Below are 20,574 nucleotides of genomic sequence, written 5' to 3'. Positions count from 1 at the left end.
GCTTCGGCGTGACCGACCACCTCCGCGCCCATGACGCCGCCCTCGCGCGGCTTCAGGCGCTGCATCCCAAGCTGATCGACCTGTCGCTGGACCGGATGCGGCGTCTTTGCGCCGCTCTGGGCGACCCGCAGGATCGCCTGCCGCCGGTCATCCACGTGGCTGGAACCAACGGCAAGGGTTCGACCGTCGCCTTCCTCCGCGCCATGGCCGAGGCGGCGGGGTTGAGCGTCCACGTCTTCACTTCGCCACATCTGGTGCGCTTTTCCGAGCGCATCCGTCTGGCTGGAACCCTGATCACCGACGATCACCTCGCCGCCGTGCTAGATCGCGTCGAACAGGCCAACGCCGGCCAACCGATCACCTTCTTCGAGATCACCACGGCCGCAGCCTTCGTCGCCTTCGCTGAGGTTCCGGCCGATCTTTGCATCGTCGAGGTCGGGCTCGGCGGGATCCTGGATGCGACCAATGTCGTCACGCCGAAGGTCAGCGTGATCGCGCCGGTGGACCTTGATCACCGCGAGTTCCTCGGGAACACGATCGGTCAGATCGCCGGCGAGAAGGCGGGAATCATCAAGCGGGGCGCACCGGTCGTATCCGCGCAGCAACACGAAGAGGCCGAGCCCGTCATCGAAGCCGCCGCCGATCGGGCCGGAGTCCCGCTGACCCTGATGGGCCGCGACTTCGACGCCTGGCGCGAGCGTGGCCGCCTGCTGGTCCAGATGCAGGACCGGCTTCTGGATCTGCCCGGCCCGGCGCTGCCCGGCGAGCACCAGTTCGCCAACGCCGGCCTGGCGGTCGCCGCTCTGCTGGCCCTGGGCGACTCGCGAATCGATGAGGCCGCCATGGCGGGGGGGCTGGAGTCCACCGTCTGGCCGGCCCGCTTCCAGCGGCTGGCGGCGGGTCCGCTGGCCGAGCGCGCCAAGGTCGCCGGGGCGGATCTCTGGCTGGACGGCGGTCACAACCCGCACGCCGGCTTGGCGGTCGCCCGCGCCATCGCCGATCTCGCCGCCCGCGATGGCCGGCCGGTGGCGCTGATCTCGGGCCTCTTGGCCAACAAGGACGCCGTCGGTTTCTTCGGCCCGTTCCGGGGCGTGGCGACCAAGGTCTTCACCGTGACCTTCGAGGGCCATGCTGCGGCCAGCGCCGCGGACACGGCCGCCGCCGCCGAACTGGCGGGCCTGCGAGCCTGCGCCTGCGACAGCGTCGAGGAGGCCCTTGAGCGCGCACTTCAGCTCGATCCGGCGCCACACGTCCTGATCTGCGGATCGCTCTATCTGGCTGGCGAGATCCTGGCGCTGAGCCCCGAGACCTGGCCCACCTGACAGCAAAACGCCCGCCCCGGACGGACTGGGACGGGCGCTTCAAACTCAGCGGAAGAGGGCGCCTAAGCCGCCTGGACGCCGGCTTCGTTCAGCCATTCCAGGATCTTCTGCTTGGGCATGGCGCCGACCTTCATCGAGGTCATCTGGCCATCGCGGAACAGCATCATGGTCGGGATGCCGCGCACGCCGTAACGCGACGGGGTCGTCGGGCTGTCCTCGATATTGACCTTGGCGATGGTCACGACGTCGGCCAGCTCTTCGGACAGCTGCTCCAGCGCCGGAGCGATCTGCTTGCACGGACCGCACCATTCAGCCCAGAAGTCGACGAGCACGGGCTTGCTCGACTTCAGGACATCGGCTTCGAAGGTGGCGTCGGTCACCGCAACGGTGCTCATGGTCTGCTCCAGTCTGGCGTCACGCCGCCGTTTCCGGCGCGGAGGACGCGATAAGGGGTCAACTCCGGAATCGTGCCGGAGACTTGCATCAAGATGTAGGAGCACGCGAGCAGGGCGGCAACGGGCTAGGTCAACCGCGCCAGCGCGTCGGCCATCACCTTTTCTGGAACGGGCATCAGTTTGGGACCGTCGGTCCATACCAGCGCCGCCTCCACTGCGCGACCTGGGAACACCTCGCGCAGCACGGCCGCATAGACCGCCATCTGGGCCAGATAGGCCGTATCAGCGTCTTCGATACGGTCAGGCGAGGGGCGGTTGGTCTTGTAGTCGATCACCAGCACGCGTGTGTCGTCGACCACCAGCCGGTCGACTCGCCCCGAGACGGCAAGCCCCTGGGGTAGATGGACGCTGGTCCCGGCCAGGGCGACCTCGGCGCGAGAGTTGGGCCCGAACACCGCCGCAAACCGGGCGTCCTCCAGGACCCCGAACGCCGCGCTCGCCATCTCCGTCCGCTGGGCGTCGGTCAGGTCGCGCTCGGCCGCCAGGATGCGCCGCGCCGCGTGGGGACGCTGAGCGGGCGGCAGGTCCGGCAGCAATTGGAGCAGCTTGTGAATGAGCTCGCCGCGCCGATAGTGGCCCAGGCCGGCGATCCGGGCCAGGGGCGAGGGGGCGGGAACGCGGGCGGTGTCCTCCAGCCGCGACGGCGCGGCGTAGCGGGCGGCGGCGGGCTCGGGCGTGGCCTGCGCCAGGATCCAGCTCGGCGCTGTGGCGGCGGTGGCGGCTGCGAGGTCAAGTCTCGGCGCGCTGATCGGATCAGGGCCGTAGCGCAGGAACGCCGTGTCGCCGTCTCCAATCGTCCGGACGCTGGGCGCGATATCGGGGTGGGCGAAGGCGGCGCGGGCTGCGGCGTACCAGCCGCCGACCTTGTCGTCCTTGGTGCGGGCGTCGATCCGCCCACAAAGAATCAGGCGCTCGCGAGCCCGGGTCAGGGCCACATAGAGCAGGCGCAGCGCTTCCTGGCTTTCCTTGTCGTCGCGCAGTTGGCGGGCCTTGGCGGACGCCGCGCAGTCGCCTTTTCCGGACGCGCACCACAGCAAGGCGCCGTCCTCGGTGACCAGCAACGGGGAGCCGCCGGCGCCGCGCTTTACGGTGGTCTCCGGCAGGAACACGATCGGGGCTTCCAGACCCTTGGAGCCGTGGGCGGTCATCACCCGCACCTCGCGGCGAGCGCCTTCCATCTCGCGCTTGACCACGATGTCCAGCGCCGCGAAGTCGGCGACCAGCGCCTCCAGATCGCGAACGCCGCGTTGCTCGGCCTCCATCACCTGGGCCAGGAACTCGTCCAACGCCTCTTCGGCTTCGGCGCCCAGCCGGGTCAGGACCTTGGCGCGGTGCGAGCGGCCGTCGGCGCCCGCCAGGCCCAGCCAGCCGGCGTAGAACTCGAACGGCTGACGGCGGCGTCCTTCGGCGAGCGCCCAGTCGAGCACCGTGCGGGCGGCGGTCCATTCGGCGCGCTCCTCCGACCGTCGGGTCAGTTCGGCCCATAGCGTCACCCGACGACCCTTGGCCAGCGCGTAGACGTCATTATCGCCAAGCCCGCAGAACGGCGTCTTCAGCAGGGCCGCCAGGGTCAGGTCGTCCTCCGGGAATAGGATGAACCGGCCCAGGGCCAGCAAGTCCTCGAAGGCGATATGGCTTGAGAGCGCCAGGCGATCGGCGCCCGCCACCGGCACGCCCCGTCGCTTCAGGGCGCGGATGATCTCCTCGAACAGGACCTTGCGGCGGCGGACGAGGACGAGAATGTCCCCGGCGTGGGCGGCGCGATGCCGGCCCAGATCCTTGTCGAACACCGCATCGCCGCGATCCAGGATCGCCTTGGTCTCGGCGGCGATCGCTTCGGCCAGACGGCGATTGGCGCTGCGTTCGCCCTCTTCGTCGAGCGGCCGCTCCCAGGCCTCTCGCTCCTCGCCGGGGAGCTCGCGGGTCAAGGGCCAGAGGTCGACACAGCCGGGGTGGCCATGGCGGAAGAGTTCGTGGCGGACGAGGTCCTGGCCGACGGGGGGCGGCACGCCTTCGCGGGTGTCCGGATCGGAGAACAGGGCGTCGACGAAACTCAGGACCTCGTAGGTCGAGCGGTACGAGACCGTCAGCGGCACGCCCTTTCCAACGGCGCCGACCGCCTCGATGCGGGAGATGTAGCCCTGCGTTTCTTCCAGCAGCCGCGTGGGATCTGCGCCCTGGAAGGAATAGATCGACTGCTTCTCGTCGCCGACCACGAACAGGGTGCGTTCGGCGCGGCTGCCGCTCCAGCCCTCGGACGTTTCGCCGACGAAGAAGTCGGCGGTCAGGGCGCGCAGGATCTCCCACTGCTCGGGGGCGGTGTCCTGGGCCTCGTCCAGCAGGATGTGGTCGATGCCGCCGTCCAGCTTGTAGAGCACCCAGGCGGCCTCGACCTTCTCGGTCAGCAGAAGCCGCGTTTTGTCGATCAGGTCGGTGAAGTCGAGCGCGCCGCGCGCTTCCTTCTCGGCCATGTGGCGCTCGATATAGAGACCGGCCAGCAGCAGGGCGTTCTGCGTATCCTCGGCCACCCTGGCGGCCCGGACCTGCTCCCGGGCGGCCTCAAGCTTGGCCTGCTCCAGGAGCAGGGCCTCACGCAGGTCCTCCCGGCTCTTCAGGCCCGAGGTCTTGGCCGGCCAGGTCGCGGGCGTGCCCTCGCCGCCTTCGGTGAAGAGGGCGCGCAGGGCCAGGTCCAGTGTGGCGTCGGGATCGCGGGCGACGGCGGCCAGGGCCTCGGCGTACTTCGCGTCCTGCTTGCCGCCGCCGTCGAACAGCACGGTCGCGACGGCCCGCCAGGCGGACAGATCAAGGCGCGCCATGGCCCGGGCGGCCAGGTCCTCGGCGGAGGTCGGGGCGTCAAAGCCGCAACGCGTCCAGGCGTCGGCGATCGCTCCCGCCAGGCCGCCGCAGCGCTGGACATAGGCCATGATCTGGCCGCGCCGGGTCTCGAAGCCGGCGAACATCGCCTCGAAGCTCTGGAAGTCCAGGGCGACAGAGAAGCGGGCGTAGGCCTCGGAAAAGGCGTCGTCGTGGCTGTCGACCCAGGCGGCGACGGCGCGGCGGGCGGCGCGGGCGATGGCGGCGCCGGCCTGGTCGTCCATCACGGTGAAGCCGGGCGAGACCCCGGCCTCCAGCGGAAAGCGCCGTAACAGCTTCTCGCAGAACGCATGGATGGTCTGGATCTTCAGGCCGCCCGGGGTTTCCAGCGCCTTGGCGAACAGGGCGCGGGCGTCGGACAGGCTCTTGGCGTCGTAGCGGGCGTCGGCCTCGCCGACCAGCTTGACCAGTTCAGCGCGCAGGTCCGCGTCGCTGGTCACCGACCACTTGCCCAGCCGGTCGAACAGGCGGCGTTGCATCTCGGCGGCGGCGGCCTTGGTGTAGGTCACGCACAGGATCGCCTGCGGCTCGACGCCGGCCAGCAGAAGGCGGGCAACGCGGTCGATCAGGGTCTTGGTCTTGCCCGAACCGGCGTTGGCGGTGACGAAGGCCGAGATCGTCGGGTCGGCGGCGATGCGCTGAGGGTCGATCATTCGCCCTCTCCGTCATCGCCGCTGGTCGACCATTCGAACACCCGCGCCAGGTGCGCATAGTCGCCGGGGTGCTCCTTGACGAACTGCGGTGCGACCCGCGAGCGGTAGGGCTCGTCGGGGTCATCGTAGCGGGCGATCAGGGACGACAGGCCCTCCAGAGCCTTGCGCGCGGCGTCTTCGCTCTCGCCGTCGCCCTTGGCCCGGACCTGCTCCTCGCCGGCGGAGCGTCTCCCCGTGACGCGGACATAGGTCAGGTCGCCGGGCGCGGGCCTGCCGAGGTCCGGGAACCCGCCCTTCATCAGGATCGCCGCCGTCAGGGTCAGCTGCGGCGAAAAGCCGGTGTCGACCTGTTTCTGCGACGGCGCGGCGCCGGTCTTGTAGTCGAGGATATGGGCCGTTCCGTCCGGGGTCGGCTCGATGCGGTCGGCCTTGGCGGTCAGGGTGAACGGACGGCCGTTGATGGCAAGGTCCAGCTTGCCCTCGGCCTCGACGACAATGTGTCGGACGTTGGTGCGCCGTTGACGCTCCCAGTCGGCGACCCAAAGCGCCGCCTCACGGGCCAGGGCCTTCTCGCGGGCCAGAGCCGTGGGCGGCATGCCGGCGCTGACCAGGGCGTCGACATAGAGCTTTTCGAAGGCTGAAGCCGCTTCGGCCGGGACGGTTTCGGGATAGAGCTCGGCGAACTTTTCGAAGGCGGCGTGAATGGCCGTGCCGCGGGCCCGGGCCTCGACCGGCTCGTCGGGACGCTCCAGCGGATAGAGCTTCAGGATGTCGCGCGCCCAGACGGCGTAGGGATCGCGGGTCAGGGCCTCGACCCGCGTCACCGCCATCTTGCGCGGGCGGTCCTCGACGGGCGGCTTGGGCGCGGGGCGGCTGATGGGGGCGTAGGGGCCTGGCGCGTCCATGGCGCGGATCCAGTCCAGCACGTCGTCGCGACGTGGCAGCGCCAGGCCTGCGCCGGCGGCCAGGGTCTTCAGACGCCAGAGCCAGCGGGACTCGACGGCGGGCGCGCCGCCGCGCCGCTCGCAATGGACCAGAACCACGTCCGGCGCGCTGGCGGCCTGGGCGAAGTCGTGGGCGGTCAGGCCGATGCGGCGTTCGGGCGGCGGCAGGCCGAGGCGCTGACGCATGGGACGCGAGAGGAATGGATCAATCGGCGCGCCCTGCGGCCAGACGCCTTCCTCCAGCCCCGCCAGCACCAGACGGTCGGCGCGCACCAGCCGCGCCTCGATGGCGCCGAGGATGCGCAGACGCGGATGGGTCGCGCCGCCGACGCGCACGGTCTCTTCGTTCACGAGGCGGTCGAGAATGTCGGCGAAGGCCTGAGGCGAGGCGTCGGGCAGGGGCTCGCCGTCCTGGATCAGGGCCGCCATGAGGGTTCCCAGGCACTCGCCAGCGTTTCCGGCCCAGAGGCGATGGGGCGCGATCAGCGACTCCAGCGCCTCGACCAGCGCCTGGGCCGCCCGCGCTGGCGGAGCGACGGCGCTGGCGGCGTAGGGCGCGGCGGCATGGTCGACGGCTGCCAGCACACGCTCAGCCAGGGACAGGGCGTCGGGCGCATCGCGAAGGCGGGCGCGCAGGACGTCGGCCGAGCCCGGGGCGGCGCCACGCAGGCCTTTGCGTTCCAGCAGGGCGGCGGCGGGCGCCTCATCCTCGCCCAGAACCAGCGGGTGCTTAGCGAAGGCCAGCAGGCGGATGGGATTGAGCGGCTCTTCGACCAGCCGCGCCAGGTGCAGGGCCAGGATCGCCGACCCGGCGGCCGCCAGCGGGGCGCCGGCCGAGCTGTCGGGAATGACGCCCCACCGCTGCAGCCGGGTCATGACCCGGCGCGCGAGGGTCTGGTCGGGCGTCACCAAAGCGGCGGTGCGGCTCGGATCTTCAAGGGCCTCGCGCAGCAGCAACGCACAGGCGCCGGCGGCCTCTTCCTCGGCGCGGGCGGCGATGACTGAAAACCCCTTCAGCCCTTCGGCGACGGGATCAAGGTCCGGAGCTTCGGCGCGCAGGGCAGCGATCTGGCTTAGCCAGTCGGCGGTGGCCTCGGCGGGACGCAGCGCTTCGTTGACGATGCGGCGACGCCAGCGGCCCCGGCTATCGACCTCCGGGACCCAGGCGCGAACCTCGGCGCGGGAAACGCCGGCGCGATCCAGGAGGCGTTTCATTGCGCCCTGCGGATGTTGCTCGCCTTGGGAGCCCTCGATCTTGGCCCAGGCGGTGTTAGCCAGATCCTCATCCAGACCCGGCAGGACCACGGCCCCCTTTGGCGCAGCGGCGACGACACACAACAAGTCGGCGGTCGCGGGCGCGGTGCCGGTCGAACCGGCGGCGACCAGCACCTCGGTCGGCGGGTTGTCGCGCCACTGGGCCTCCAGCGCTCGGAGCAGGCGCACCCGGCGTTCGGAGACATCGATCAGACAAAGATCATTCAGGCGCGTCGACCACGCTCGCAGCACCGACCGCAGGAACCGGGCCGAGACTTGCCAGTGCTGGGCCAAATCGCCTTCGGCCAGGCCGTCGAGCTTGTCGTCGAAGTTCACTTCCTCGATCTGGCAGCTGTCGAGAAACTCGCTGAGCGCCTTGGCCAGCTCCAGCGCCTGAACGGGACCGGGCTTGAAGGACAGCTTGTCACCGTGGTCAGTCACCAGCTTGGCCAGTTCGAACCGACGGCGTCGCGACGAGATCGCCGGCGGCAGGGTCAGAGACAGCTCACCCGGCTCAAACGGCGGTTCGCCCTCGTCGAGATCGCCCAGAGGGCGGATCTGCGGCAGCAGCAAAGCCCTCCCGCCGCCGACGGCGAGAAAGGCGTCGGCCAGGGCCCGGGCGCCTCGGCGGGTGGGGGTCAGCACCGTGGCGCGCGGCAGGGCCTCCGGGCCCAACGGCTCCAGCGTATTCAACAGGCCCCGCGCGAGGTCGTCGACGAACGGGCGGTGCGCCGGGATCGAATACCAGCGCGGCCCTTCTCGCTCGAAGAACGGCGCGGGCCCGCTCATGCCTCGGCGAGCCGGGCTTCGGCCGCCAACTTGGCCTGGGGATCGCCGACATGCATCCAGAGGCCCTCTGGCGCGACGCCGTGGACCCGTCCGTCGGCGGCCAGGCGCTTCCACAGCGGCAGCAGCGAGAACGGCCCGTCGGGACCATCGGCGGCGATTGCTGGCTTGCAGATATGCACGCCGACATAGACGAGCGGCGCGATCTCGCCAGCGTCCTTGAAACGCACCAGGCCGTCGGCGCCCAAGAACACGTCGCCCGTATCATGGAAGCCCAGAGATCCTTTGGTGGAGGCCAGCATTAGGCACACATCCATGTGTTCCGGATCCCAGGCGGCGGCCACAGCGTCTACGGCGGCGCCGGCGTGTTCGATCCAGATCGAGTCGATGTTGGCGACGAACACTGGTCCCTCGCCAAGCAAGGGCAGGGCGTGCTTGATCCCGCCGCCCGTCTCCAGCGCCTGGGCGCGCTCGTCGGAGATGACGATTCGGGGGGCGAGGCCCTTGGCCTCGCGGGCCCGCAGGTGCTCCTCCACCAGATCGGCGAAGTAATGGACATTGACCACGGCGGTCTCGACGCCGGCCGCCACGAGACGGTCCAGCATGTGATCGATCAGCGCCTTGCCGGCGACCTCGACCAGGGCCTTGGGGCGGTCGTTGGTCAGGGGGCGCATGCGGGTGCCGAGACCCGCCGCCAGCACCATGGCGACTTTCGGGCCGCTCATCGGCGCGTCTCCACGGGCACGTTGCGATCGAACCAGGCTTTCAGGTCCGCCAGGGCGGGGTCTGCGAAGCAGACGTCCAGATAGACCCACAGGCGCGGAATGAAGTCAGCGTAGCGCGGCTTGCCGTCGCGGGTCACCAGACGCGCGAAGATGCCCAGGATCCGGATGATGTTGAGCGCGCCCAGCGCATGGTAGTCGGCCAGGAAGGCGGTGCGGTCCAGGTCGGGGCGCGCGGCCAGATAGCGGTCGAGGCAGATAGCCTCGCGCTCGGGCGAGACGGTGCGGCGGGCGTCGTGCAGCAGCATCGACAAGTCCCAGGCGGGATGGGCCAGGACCGCGTCCTGGAAGTCCAGCATGCCGACCCGCGCCGCGCCGTCGCGCTGCGGCAGCCAGATCAGGTTCTCGGCGTGATAGTCGCGGTGGCAGAAGACCGTCGCGCCGGCTTCGCCCTTGGCGCGGATCGGCGCCCAGATCGCTTCCCACTCGGCCAGGGCCGCTTCGTCGAAGGCGATGTCGCGAAACTTGGGCTGCCACTCGACGAAAATGTCGTGAGCGGTCTTCAGGGCCAGATCATCATAGGTCAGCAGCGGCCAGGCCGAGCCGTCGTAGTCCAGAACTTTGGGCGCCTGCGCCGCGTGGATCGCCAGCAGGCCGTCGATGGCCGCATCGTAGAGCGGGGCCTCATCGACTCCGGCCTCGATCAGGCGCGCGTAAAGATCATCGCCCAGGTCTTCCAGCACGGCGAGGCCCGCCGCAGAGTCGGCCGCGAGCACCTTGGGCGCCGAAAGGCCCTGGGCGTTCAGCCATCCCGCGCAGGCGACGAAGGCGTCGACACGGCCAGCCGCCAGACGCGCCAGGGCGTTGTAGCCCAGCGCCGCGCGCTCGGCCGGCGAGGCGTCAGGCGGACAAGGCGCGGTTTCGACCGAGGGTGGCTGGTCCATGAAGATGAAGCTTTGGCCGCCCTCGCGGTGCAGCCGCTCATAGGCGCGCGTCGAGGCGTCGCCGCCCAGCGACTGGCGACGCACATCACCGAAGCCGCGGGCCGACAGGAACGCGGCCTTGGCCGCCTCGCGTTCAGAGCTCAAGATCACGTCCTTCGAAATCGCCGTGCGCCACGATGACGGCGCGTCGGGCGTCGCCGTCGAGGGCGATGTCTATATCGAGCCGAGTCCTCGGCAAACGGCCTTCCAGCCGCTGGGGCCATTCGATCAGGGCGACCCCGCCGTCGAGCGCTTCATCCAGTCCGATCTCGTAGGCCTCGTCGGGGTCCGAGAGGCGGTAGAGATCGAAATGGGCCAGGGGGAACTGCGCCGTCTCGTAAAACTGCACGAGGGTGAAGGTCGGGCTGGGGACCTCCTCGTCCGGCGTGGTCAGAGCCCGGATCAGGGCGCGGGCCAGGGTGGACTTCCCCGCGCCTAGAGGGCCGGTCAGGCAAAGGGCGTCGCCGGGACGAAGCGCCCTGGCGAGCCTCTGGCCCAGGCGCTGGGTCGCGGCCTCGTCGGCAAGGTTCAAGGCGTTCACGTCAGGCGACTCGTCGGATCATGGGGCAAGACGCGCTCCACATAGCGCTTCAGCGCTTCCGTGGCCTGTGTGGCGTCCTCGGGCAAGGCCTGGGCGTCGATTGGCGCGCCGACGGTCAGGGTGAAGCGGCGGCCTTGCTTGTTCAGCAGCTCGTGGAAGAGCGTGATATCGCGCAGCTCGCGGGAGAACCGGTCGAAAAGGTGGAACAGCGTCGACCACGGGCCAGCGACATGGATGGGCACGATCGGCGCGGCGTATTTCCGAGCGATCGAAACCGCCGACGCCATCCAGGGCGGATCGGTCAGCCGTCCGTCATGATCCTTCACCGCTAGGCGGCCGGCCGGGAAGATCATCAACGCGCGATCGGCCTCCATCGCCTCGCGCGTCATAGACAGCGTGAGGCGCATACGCTCGCGGCTGCGCTTCTCCTCCACCCACTCGACGGGGATCAGCACCTCGTCGAACTGGCCGCAGACCCGGTGCGCGTCCGCGTTGGCGTAGAACACGATGTCCGGACGGCGCGTCTTGATGGCGTCGTAGACCGCCACCCCGTCACCGATGCCGGTGGGATGGTTCGCCACGATGATGGTGCGACCCCCCGTCGGAAGGTTTTCCAGGCCTGTCGCGTCGACCTGCAGCGAAAGCAAGCCAGAGACATGGTCCAGCGCCTCGCGTCCGCCCAGGCTCGCGATCGTGTCGGCCATGGTCCGCGCCTTGCGATAATCGAGCAGGCGATGGAGAGCGGGCTTGGCCAGCGGCCAGATCGGCGAGCCAGTGAGGCCCGGAGCCCGTTCGGCGATCAGCGTGTCGATGATGTGGGGATCGGCGGCTTGGCCCGCTTGGACCGCCCCGGCGGCCGGAACATGAACCATGCGGCGAGCTTAGGCGGGGTCATCGGTTCTGTCAGCGGCCTCTTGCTCCGAGCGCGGCGAACGCGCTAACCGCATCCCGATGCCGACATCCCTTCGCACCGCCTATCGCGAGCGCCTCGCCCAGGGCGAGATCAGGCCCGACGTCGCCCAGGCCGCTGCGGTCGAGGCGCTGTCGCGCCTGGAGGCCGATCTCGACGCCGCCGGCGAGCCTGGGTTCTCGTTCTTTGGCCGCAAGCCCAAGAGCCAGCGCGGCGTCTACCTGTGGGGGCCGGTCGGTCGCGGCAAGTCCATGGTGATGGACCTGTTCTTCGACAGCGCGCCCGTCGCCAAGAAGCGGCGGATCCACTTCCACGCCTTCATGGCCGAGGTTCACGCCGACATCGACGCCTGGCGCAAGGGCGACGCCGCTGCGCGCAAGGCGCGTTTTGGCCAGTCCAGGGGCGACGATCCGGTTGCGCCGACCGCAGAACGGATCGCCGGCGAGGCGCGCCTGCTGTGCTTCGACGAGCTGCAGGTCACCGACATCGCTGACGCCATGATCCTGGGGCGGCTGTTCGAGGCGCTGTTCGCGCGGGGCGTCACCCTGGTGGCGACCTCGAACCGGCCGCCGGAGGACCTTTATAAGGACGGCCTAAACCGGCAGCTCTTTTTGCCGTTCATCGACATGCTGAAGTCGGCGCTGGATATCGTCGCGGTGCGCGGACCAGTCGATTTCCGACTGGATCGCCTGCGCGCGGCCCGCACCTGGCTGGCGCCCAACGACAAGGCGACTCAGGCTGAGTTCGAGCGCCTGTGGGCCGACATGCGGGATGGCGCACCGGAGACGGGAGCGACCCTTGAGGTGCTGGGCCGGAAGATGCGTCTGCCGCGTGCGGCCGGCGGCTTGGTGCGGTCGTCGTTTGCGAGCCTCTGCCAGCAAGCCCTTGGCCCGCAGGACTACCTGGCCCTTGCGGAGCGCTTTCACACCGTTTTTCTGGAAGACGTGCCGTGCCTGACCCCCGCGCGTCGCGACGCCGCCCGGCGCTTTAACACCCTGGTCGACGCGCTCTACGAGGCCGACGTCAAGCTGGTGGCTCTGGCCGAAGCTGAGCCGGAACAGCTCTATCCCGATGGGGATGGGGCGTTCGAGTTCGAGCGGACCGTATCGCGCCTGCAGGAAATGCGGTCGGCCGACTATGTCGGCCGGGTCCGGGACTAGGAGACGCTGATGTCGGTAAAGGATCGCATTCGAGTCCGCGAAACCAGACTCCTCTCCGACAACTGGTACGTTCTGCGCACGACCACCTTCGACTGGAAGCGCCGCGACGGGACGTGGCAGACCCAGTCGCGGGAGCACTGCGATCGCGGCAATGGCGCGGTCCTTCTGCCCTACAATCTAGCTAACCGAACGGTGCTTCTGGTCAGGCAGTTCCGCTATCCGGCTTTCGTCAACGGTCATGACGACCTGCTGATCGAAGCCGCCGCCGGCTTGTTGGATGACGCCGAGCCCGAGGTCCGCATCCGCGCCGAAGTCGAGGAAGAGCTGGGCTATCGCCTGGGTGCGGTTCGCAAGGTTTTTGAAGCCTTCATGAGCCCCGGCTCGGTCACCGAGATCCTGCACTCCTTTGTCGCCGAGTACGACGCCACGATGCGTATCGGCGCAGGCGGTGGCCACCCCGACGAGGGCGAGGATATCGAAGTGCTCGAACTGCCGATCGACCAAGCGTTGGCGATGATTTCCGACGGCCGCATCAAGGACGCGAAGACCATCATGCTCTTGCAGCACCTGGCTCTGTGCGTGCTGCGAGACTAGGGCGTTTCCAATCTCGTCTGAAGAGCGTCTAGGCTGGATCGCGGATCAACGGGGTCTCAAACCGCATGATCAGGCCGTCCGGCGCGTAGTCGACCTCGACCCAGCCTCTGAGTTCGCCGGTGATGCTCCGTTCAATGAGCCGCGATCCAAACCCGCGCCGCTGAGGGGTGACGACGGGCGGGCCGCCGGTCTCGCGCCATTCGAACCGCAGCGCGTCGTTCTGGACAGACCATGTCAGGACGAGCTTACCGGCCTGCGCCAGAGCCCCGTACTTGGCGGCGTTGGTGGCCAACTCATGAAGGACCATGCCCAGAGATAGCGCCAAACGCGCTGGCAGATGGACGTCGGGGCCGTTCATCACGACGCGTTCAGCGCCATAGGGGCCCAGTTCCTGCGACAGGATCTGGCGCAATCCCGCGCCCGCCCAGTGGCTATCGGTCAGGGCGTTGTGCGTTTGAGAGAGCGCCAGCAGTCGCGACTCGAAGGCGCCCGCGAAGGCTTCCGGATCGCTCGCCCCGCGGAGGGTCTGCTGTGCGATGGCCTGGACAGTCGCCAGGGTGTTCTTCACGCGGTGGTTCAGTTCGTCGAGCAATAGACGCTGGCGCTCATCGGCCTGCACCTGTTCAGTCATATCGACGCCTTCGACGAAGACGCCCGACGCGACGCCGTTCGGATCGAGGATCGGCTGATAGACAAAGTCGAGATAGCGCTCTTCCAGCGGCGCGCCGACTTCACGCTGCAGCGCGACCTTGACGCGGCGCCCGACGAACGCCTCGCGCGTCTCCAGGACGCGATCGAGGAGTTCGATGAAGCCTTGATCAACGACCTCCGGCAGAGCGGCGCCGAGCGGTAGACCGATCACCTCGCGATGCCCGATCAGCTGTGCGTAGGCGTTGTTGGCGAGATCAAAGACGTGTTGGGGGCCGCGCAGCACAGCCATGAAGCTCGGGGCCTGCATGAAGAGATTGCGGAGCTGCCGGACCTGGGCCTGAACGGTCTCGGCGCGCCGTAACACATCCTCGCCGAGCCTTGCGGCGTACGACCGCTGGCCGAGGGCTGCGTCCTTCAGCCTCTGGATCGCTGTGATGTCCTGCGTGTGCTGGAGGATAAACCGGGTGGCGCCGGTCGCGTCGAGGATCGGCGTGTGGGTCGCGCTCCAGATGCGATCCTCGAATCCGCCGCCCAGATGGGCCGGGCGCTCAATCGCATATTGGATCAGGGGGAGTTCATCGACCTCGCCGCTGTCGCGGGCCCGCGTGATAGAGGCTTCAAGATCCCGACGGCTGGCCCCTTCGGATGGGAAGGCGTCGAAGATATGGCGCCCCTCAAGATCGGCCCAACTCCGTGCGGTGGTCCGAAGGTAGGCGGCGTTGGCGGCGACATAGCGAAGGTCGCGGTCGAGCAACATGTAGGGCGATGGGATGCGATCGAAAATCGCGTGGAAGTCGATCGCGCTGGTCATGCTGTTCCCCCGAAGCAACCGAGCCTAACGCCAGGACGCGGAAGAGGGTTCCATTTTCTGCAGACAATGTCGTTGCGAACGTTTCTCAATGGGGGCCGGTTTAATTGACACCCCCGTCCTCGCGCTTAAAAGCATCCCGCAACGCACAAAGGCTACTGGGGTTGGACCTCTCATGACCGACACGAGCCGGGGGCTGCCTGAGCGCCCGATGTCGCCGCACCTGCAGGTGTGGCGTTGGCATATCACGATGGCCTGCTCGATCCTCCACCGCGGCTGTGTCATCGGCCTTTGGGTCGGCGCCGTGATCCTGGCGGGCTGGGCCGCCGCGCTGGCCGCCGGGCCCGAGGCTTATGCCGGCTATGTCGGCCTGCTTGGCTCGCCGATCGGCAAGCTTGTCCTGCTGGGCGAGACCTTCGCGGTGTTCTTCAACGTCGCCTACACGCTTCGCCAGACCTTCTGGGACGCCGGCAAGGGCTTCGCCCCGCGCACGGCCGATATGACCGGCGCCATGGCCATCGCGTTTGCGGTGGTGGCGACGATCGTCACCTGGGTCATCGCCGGTGGCATCGGAGCGTTCTGATCATGAGCAAGAAAGATCTCTTCCAGCCGCAGCAGTTCCGCACGCCGCTGTCGCGCGCACGCGGCATGGGCGCCTCGCGCCATGGCGTCAGCCACTTCATCACCGAACGCGTCTCGGGTCTGGCGTTCGCGCCGCTGACGATCTGGGGCGTCTATTCGGCGCTCAAGCAAGTGCGCGCGCCGCATGACGTGGTCGTGCAGTGGATGGCCCAGCCCCTGAACGCGGTTCTTCTGAGCCTGCTGCTGATCGCCGCTCTGGTGCACCTGCAGAGCGCCGTTCAGGTGGTGATCGAAGACTATGTCGAGCGCTTCACGACCAAGACCGCCCTGGTGATCGGCAATCTGTTCGTCTGCGTGCTCGCCGGCGCCGTGGGGGTCTTCTCGATCCTCAAGGTCGCCCTGACCGTGACCGGAGCCTATTGATGTCGGCCTACAAGTTTATCGATCACAAGTTCGACGTCGTCGTCGTCGGCGCCGGCGGCTCGGGTCTCCGCGCCGCGCTGGGCGCGGCTCAGGCCGGTCTGAAGACCGCCTGCATCACCAAGGTGTTTCCGACTCGCAGCCACACCGTGGCGGCGCAGGGTGGCATCTCGGCCTCGCTCGGCAACATGGGCCAGGACGACTGGCGCTGGCACATGTTCGACACCGTCAAGGGGTCGGATTGGCTGGGCGACCAGGACGCCATCGAGTACTTGACCCGCAACGCTCCGGCGGCGGTCTACGAGCTCGAGCACTGGGGCGTGCCTTTCTCGCGCACGCCTGACGGCAAGATCTACCAGCGCGCCTTCGGCGGCATGACCAAGAACTTCGGCGAAGGCCCGATCCAGCGCACCTGCGCGGCGGCCGACCGGACCGGTCACGCGATGCTGCACACGATGTATGGCCAATCCCTGGCCCACGACACCGAGTTCTTCATCGAGTACTTCGCCCTCGACCTGATCATGGACGACGGCGTCTGCCGCGGCGTGACGGCGTGGAAGCTCGATGATGGCACCCTGCACCGCTTCCAGGCCCAGATGGTGGTCCTGGCCACCGGTGGTTACGGTCGCGCCTATTTCTCGGCGACCTCGGCCCACACCTGCACGGGCGACGGCAACGCCATGGCGCTGCGCGCCGGCCTACCGCTGCAGGACATGGAGTTCGTGCAGTTCCACCCCACCGGCATCTACGGCGCCGGCTGCTTGATCACCGAAGGCGCCCGTGGCGAGGGCGGCTACCTGACCAACTCGGAAGGCGAGCGCTTCATGGAGCGCTATGCGCCGACCGTGAAGGACCTGGCCCCGCGTGACATGGTCAGCCGCGCGATGACCATCGAGATCCGCGAAGGTCGCGGCGTGGGCCCCAACAAGGACCACATCTTCCTGCACCTCGATCACCTGGATCCGAAGATCCTGGCCGAGCGTCTGCCGGGCATTTCGGAAACCGCCAAGGTGTTCGCCGGCGTAGACGTGACCAAGGCCCCGATCCCGGTTCTGCCGACCGTCCACTACAACATGGGCGGCATCCCGACGAACTATCACGGCGAAGTCGTCACCAAGTCGGGCGACAACCCCGACCAGGTGATCCCGGGCCTGATGGCCGTGGGCGAGGCCGCCTGCGTGTCGGTGCACGGCGCCAACCGCCTGGGCTCCAACTCGCTGATCGACCTTGTCGTGTTCGGGCGCGCCGCGGCCCTGCGCTGCGCCGAGATCCTCAAGCCGGGCGCCAAGCAGCCCGAGCTGAAGGACGCCCAGACCGACGCGCACCTGGCGCGCTTCGATCGCTTCCGCAACGCGTCGGGCTCGACCGGCACGGCCGAACTGCGTCTTGAGATGCAGAAGGCGATGCAGGAAGACGCCGCCGTGTTCCGCACCGGCGAAAGCCTCGACAGCGGCGTCAAGCGCCTGCAGGCCGTCTGGGACAAGAAGGCCGATCTCAGGGTCAGTGATCGCGGTCTGGTGTGGAACACCGACCTGATGGAGACCTTGGAGTTCGACAACCTGATCGGTCAGGCGGTCGTGACGGTGAACGGCGCGGCCAACCGCACCGAAAGCCGCGGCGCCCACGCCCGCGAGGACTTCTCGGATCGCAACGACACCGAATGGATGAAGCACACCCTGGCGTGGCTCGACCTCGACACCGGCAAGGTGAAGATCGATTACCGCCCGGTCCACAGCTACACCATGTCGGACGACATCGCTTACATCCCGCCGAAGCAACGGGTCTACTGAGGGTACGATGGTCGAACTCGCACTCCCCAAGAACTCGCAGGTCAAGTCGGGCAAGCACTGGCCGGCTCCTGCAGGCGCCAAGAAGGTCAAGACCTTCAAGATCTACCGCTACGACCCGGAATCGGGCGGCAATCCGCGCTGGGACACCTACGACGTCGACGTCGACGCCGTCGGCCCGATGGTCCTGGACGCCCTGCTGTACATCAAGAACAACATCGACCCGACCCTGGCCTTCCGCCGGTCGTGCCGGGAAGGGGTCTGCGGCTCGTGCTCGATGAACATCGGCGGCCGCAACACCCTGGCCTGCACCCACGGCTGGGCTGAAGTCCCGGGCAAGGCCGTCCAAATCAGCCCGCTGCCGCACATGCCGGTGGTCAAGGACCTGATCCCGGACCTGACGCTGTTCTATGCGCAGTACGCCTCGATCGAGCCCTGGCTACACACCGACACGCCCGAGCCGCAGACCGAGTGGAAGCAAAGCCCCGAGGACCGCGAGAAGCTCGACGGCCTTTACGAGTGCATCCTGTGCGCCTGCTGCTCGACCTCGTGCCCCAGCTACTGGTGGAACGGCGACAAGTATCTGGGCCCGGCGGCCCTGCTGCACGCCTATCGCTGGCTGATCGACAGCCGCGACGAGGCCACCGGCGACCGTCTCGACGCTCTTGAGGATCCCTTCAAGCTCTATCGCTGTCACACGATCATGAACTGCGCCCAGGTCTGCCCCAAGGGTCTCAACCCCGCCAAGGCGATCGCTGAGATCAAGAAGATGATGGTCGAGCGCGTCGTCTGACGCACGGTCCAGAACGAGAAATATGGGGCGGCTTCGGAGACGGGCCGCCCCATTCCGTATCCGCCTCGTTCGAAGGCGCTTGCCAATAGGTGACGCCGGCGTCATTTTTGACGAAAGGGAGGGCGTCATTGAGCGCTAACGTCAATCAGAACGCATGCGTCGTCATCGTCGGCGCGGGTCATGCCGGCGGCTCGATCGCCGCGTTCCTGCGCCAGTATGGGCACGAGGGCCGGATTGTCCTGATCGGGGACGAGCCGCTGCTGCCCTATCAGCGTCCCCCGTTGTCAAAGGCTTGGCTGAAGGGGGAGGCCGACGCAGACTCGCTTTCGCTCAAGCCTGCCGACTGGTACGCCGAGAACAACGTGATGCTGCGCCTGGGCGGCGTGGCCGAACGGATCAACCGGTCCGAGAAGACTGTGACCCTCGCCTCGGGTGAGGTGATTCCCTACGATTTCCTGGTCCTCGCCACAGGCGCCCGGGCCCGCGAGCTGCCAATCCCCGGGTCAGATCTCGCCGGCGTTCTGGCGCTCCGCACGGCGGCGGACGCCGAGCAGCTGAAAAACGCCCTGGGCCCGAACAAGCGCCTCGCTGTTGTCGGCGGCGGTTATGTCGGCCTCGAGGCGGCCGCCTCGGCGCGCGCTCTGGGCAGCCACGCGATGGTGATTGAGCGCGAGAGCCGGGTGCTGGCGCGCGTCGCCTGCGAGACGCTGTCGCACTTCTTCCAGGATTATCAAGGCAAGCATGGCGTCGCGTTCGAGCTGAACGCCGGCGTCGCGGCCTTTGAAGGCCAGGACGGTCACGTCACGGGTGTGCGCTTTAATGACGGCCGGGTCGTGGCGTGCGATGTCGCGCTCGTCGGCGTGGGCGCGGTCCCGAACGATGAGTTGGCGAAGGACGCCGGCCTGTCCACCGTCAATGGCGTGGTCGTCGACCTTGAGGCCCGGACCAACGATCCGGCGATCTTCGCCATCGGTGATGTCGCCCACCGTCCGCTACCGCTCTATGACCGTCAGTTCCGTCTCGAGAGCGTCCCCAATGCACTCGAACAGGCCAAGCAGGCGGCTTCAGCGATTCTGGGCCGTCCTGGGCCGCCCCCCGAGACGCCTTGGTTCTGGTCGGACCAGTATGATCTGAAGCTGCAGATCGCCGGGTTGCCGTTCGACGCCGACCGCCAGGTCGTGCGCGGTGACGTCGCTGCGGCGAAGTTCGCCGTCTTTCATCTGAAGGGCGATCTGATCCAGGCCGTCGAGGCGGTGAATGCGCCGCCCGAGTTCATGGCTGGCAAGCAACTGATCGCCAAACGCACGCCGGTCGACGCCAAAAAGCTCGCCGATCCGTCGGTGTCCATGAAAGAGGTGGCGGCCTAAGGTCGCCCCATAGAGAGAGCCTTCCAAGGGTAACGGGAAACAGATGGCCAAGATCACCTACATCCAGCACGACGGCGCCGAGCAAGTCATCGACGTGAAGCCGGGCCTGACCGTCATGGAAGGCGCCGTGAAGAACAATGTGCCGGGCATCGACGCTGACTGCGGCGGCGCCTGCGCTTGTGCGACGTGCCACGTCTATGTCGACGAGGCTTGGCTCGCTAAGACCGGTGACAAGTCAGCCATGGAGGAGTCGATGCTCGACTTCGCCGAGAACGTCGAACCCAACAGCCGCCTGTCTTGCCAGATCAAGGTGAGCGACGCGCTGGACGGCCTGATCGTTCGACTCCCGGAGAGCCAGCACTAGGGCCCTCGATCGGAGCCTGGCGCGCCGGGCTCCGAAAACCTCCGGTTAACGACGTCGTCAAAAGAGCGTCGTTATATTGTCGCGAGGGGGTTGCCAGTCGCCGGCTGGCCGACTAGATCACCGCCTCGCTCGGAACGGCATCGCGACCGGACGACGCGGCCCCCGAAAGGGAGTTGCATCGGTCCAGACGCTTCGCTAGAAACCGCGCTCCAATCGACTCGATGATGGATCCGCAAGGGCGGCCTCGGCGGCCCAGGGTTCCTTTTTTGTCTCTTCGATATCCGGTCTTCCGGAGCATCGAAAAAGCCGAAAAGAGTTGGTTGACTTCGGAATGTCGCCTCTTTAGAAGCGCCGCTCCGGACATCGCCGCCAAGACTTCGCAAGAATTCAGCGGCGCGATGTAAGGTCTAGTTGCTCGATACTTTGAAGTTTCTTCAAAATAATCGGTTGACTGGATTGGTTAGCTTCTCTAGAAGCTGGCCGCTCTGGCGGATCCGGATTTTCTGGTTTCGCCGCCCAGTTCGAAAAGTTTTGAAAAAAACGATTTGACACGGGTTTCGAGGTTGGATAGATAGCCGCCTCCGCCGACATCGGGCGCTAAACG

17 protein-coding genes are annotated in these 20,574 nt (G+C 67.8%); 9 read left to right on the top strand and 8 right to left on the bottom strand.

The genetic code is table 11. From position 1 onward, the window contains the following. The first annotated feature begins 8 nt into the window (after positions 1-8). Positions 9-1,322 (top strand): bifunctional folylpolyglutamate synthase/dihydrofolate synthase, encoded by a 1,314-nt coding sequence (locus tag ACT53N_RS03985; RefSeq protein ID WP_476062691.1) that lies wholly within the window; start codon positions 9-11, stop codon positions 1,320-1,322. Positions 1,323-1,384: 62 nt separating this feature from the next. Here ACT53N_RS03985 and trxA read toward each other — a convergent pair whose 3' ends face one another. The 7 genes from trxA to ACT53N_RS03950 all read right to left on the bottom strand — a co-directional run bounded on the left by trxA (position 1,385) and on the right by ACT53N_RS03950 (position 11,406). Then, a complete protein-coding gene (gene trxA, locus ACT53N_RS03980; protein WP_010921368.1) occupies positions 1,385-1,717 on the bottom strand; it encodes a thioredoxin in 333 nt (110 codons plus the stop codon). Positions 1,718-1,842: 125 nt separating this feature from the next. After that, on the bottom strand, positions 1,843-5,304 hold the full coding sequence (gene addA / locus ACT53N_RS03975; RefSeq protein ID WP_476062690.1) for a double-strand break repair helicase AddA: 3,462 nt from the start codon (positions 5,302-5,304) through the stop codon (positions 1,843-1,845). Then, positions 5,301-8,291 (bottom strand): double-strand break repair protein AddB, encoded by a 2,991-nt coding sequence (addB, locus tag ACT53N_RS03970; protein WP_476062689.1) that lies wholly within the window; start codon positions 8,289-8,291, stop codon positions 5,301-5,303. The genes addA and addB overlap by 4 nt, the downstream gene beginning before the upstream one ends. Further along, positions 8,288-9,013 (bottom strand): N-acetylmuramate alpha-1-phosphate uridylyltransferase MurU, encoded by a 726-nt coding sequence (gene murU, locus ACT53N_RS03965; RefSeq protein WP_476062688.1) that lies wholly within the window; start codon positions 9,011-9,013, stop codon positions 8,288-8,290. The genes addB and murU overlap by 4 nt, the downstream gene beginning before the upstream one ends. Then, complete coding sequence (gene amgK, locus ACT53N_RS03960) at positions 9,010-10,104, bottom strand: N-acetylmuramate/N-acetylglucosamine kinase AmgK (protein ID WP_476062687.1); 1,095 nt, start codon at positions 10,102-10,104, stop codon at positions 9,010-9,012. Before amgK ends, murU begins: the two co-directional genes overlap by 4 nt. Then, a complete protein-coding gene (gene tsaE / locus ACT53N_RS03955; protein WP_476062686.1) occupies positions 10,088-10,534 on the bottom strand; it encodes a tRNA (adenosine(37)-N6)-threonylcarbamoyltransferase complex ATPase subunit type 1 TsaE in 447 nt (148 codons plus the stop codon). The genes amgK and tsaE overlap by 17 nt, the downstream gene beginning before the upstream one ends. Next, on the bottom strand, positions 10,531-11,406 hold the full coding sequence (locus tag ACT53N_RS03950; RefSeq protein WP_476062685.1) for a GNAT family N-acetyltransferase: 876 nt from the start codon (positions 11,404-11,406) through the stop codon (positions 10,531-10,533). The genes tsaE and ACT53N_RS03950 overlap by 4 nt, the downstream gene beginning before the upstream one ends. Positions 11,407-11,485: 79 nt before the next feature. On the opposite strand from ACT53N_RS03950, the gene zapE reads away from it, so the two are divergent. Together zapE and ACT53N_RS03940 are read left to right on the top strand one after the other, a co-directional pair. Continuing rightward, entirely contained in the window at positions 11,486-12,604 is a 1,119-nt protein-coding gene (gene zapE / locus ACT53N_RS03945) for a cell division protein ZapE (RefSeq protein ID WP_476062684.1), read from the top strand. Between the two features lie 9 nt (positions 12,605-12,613). Then, on the top strand, positions 12,614-13,198 hold the full coding sequence (locus tag ACT53N_RS03940) for a GDP-mannose pyrophosphatase (RefSeq protein WP_476062683.1): 585 nt from the start codon (positions 12,614-12,616) through the stop codon (positions 13,196-13,198). A gap of 28 nt (positions 13,199-13,226) precedes the next feature. On the opposite strand, the gene ACT53N_RS03935 is transcribed toward ACT53N_RS03940, so the two are convergent. After that, positions 13,227-14,660: a sensor histidine kinase gene (locus ACT53N_RS03935; protein ID WP_476062682.1), complete on the bottom strand. Its 1,434-nt coding sequence runs from the start codon at positions 14,658-14,660 to the stop codon at positions 13,227-13,229. Between the two features lie 172 nt (positions 14,661-14,832). On the opposite strand from ACT53N_RS03935, the gene sdhC reads away from it, so the two are divergent. From sdhC to ACT53N_RS03905, 6 genes are all read left to right on the top strand, one after another. Next, a complete protein-coding gene (gene sdhC / locus ACT53N_RS03930; RefSeq protein WP_476062681.1) occupies positions 14,833-15,240 on the top strand; it encodes a succinate dehydrogenase, cytochrome b556 subunit in 408 nt (135 codons plus the stop codon). Further along, entirely contained in the window at positions 15,207-15,662 is a 456-nt protein-coding gene (gene sdhD / locus ACT53N_RS03925; protein ID WP_476063384.1) for a succinate dehydrogenase, hydrophobic membrane anchor protein, read from the top strand. The genes sdhC and sdhD overlap by 34 nt, the downstream gene beginning before the upstream one ends. After that, a complete protein-coding gene (gene sdhA, locus ACT53N_RS03920; protein WP_476062680.1) occupies positions 15,662-17,449 on the top strand; it encodes a succinate dehydrogenase flavoprotein subunit in 1,788 nt (595 codons plus the stop codon). The genes sdhD and sdhA overlap by 1 nt, the downstream gene beginning before the upstream one ends. Positions 17,450-17,456: 7 nt before the next feature. Next, entirely contained in the window at positions 17,457-18,239 is a 783-nt protein-coding gene (locus tag ACT53N_RS03915) for a succinate dehydrogenase iron-sulfur subunit (protein WP_310213631.1), read from the top strand. Positions 18,240-18,367: 128 nt separating this feature from the next. Then, entirely contained in the window at positions 18,368-19,606 is a 1,239-nt protein-coding gene (locus ACT53N_RS03910) for an NAD(P)/FAD-dependent oxidoreductase (protein ID WP_476062679.1), read from the top strand. Between the two features lie 43 nt (positions 19,607-19,649). Then, positions 19,650-19,970 (top strand): 2Fe-2S iron-sulfur cluster-binding protein, encoded by a 321-nt coding sequence (locus tag ACT53N_RS03905; RefSeq protein ID WP_476062678.1) that lies wholly within the window; start codon positions 19,650-19,652, stop codon positions 19,968-19,970. Positions 19,971-20,574: the final 604 nt, after the last annotated feature.

Source organism: Caulobacter sp. DMC95 (assembly GCF_056313785.1).
This window is presented reverse-complemented; position numbering and strand designations above follow the sequence as displayed.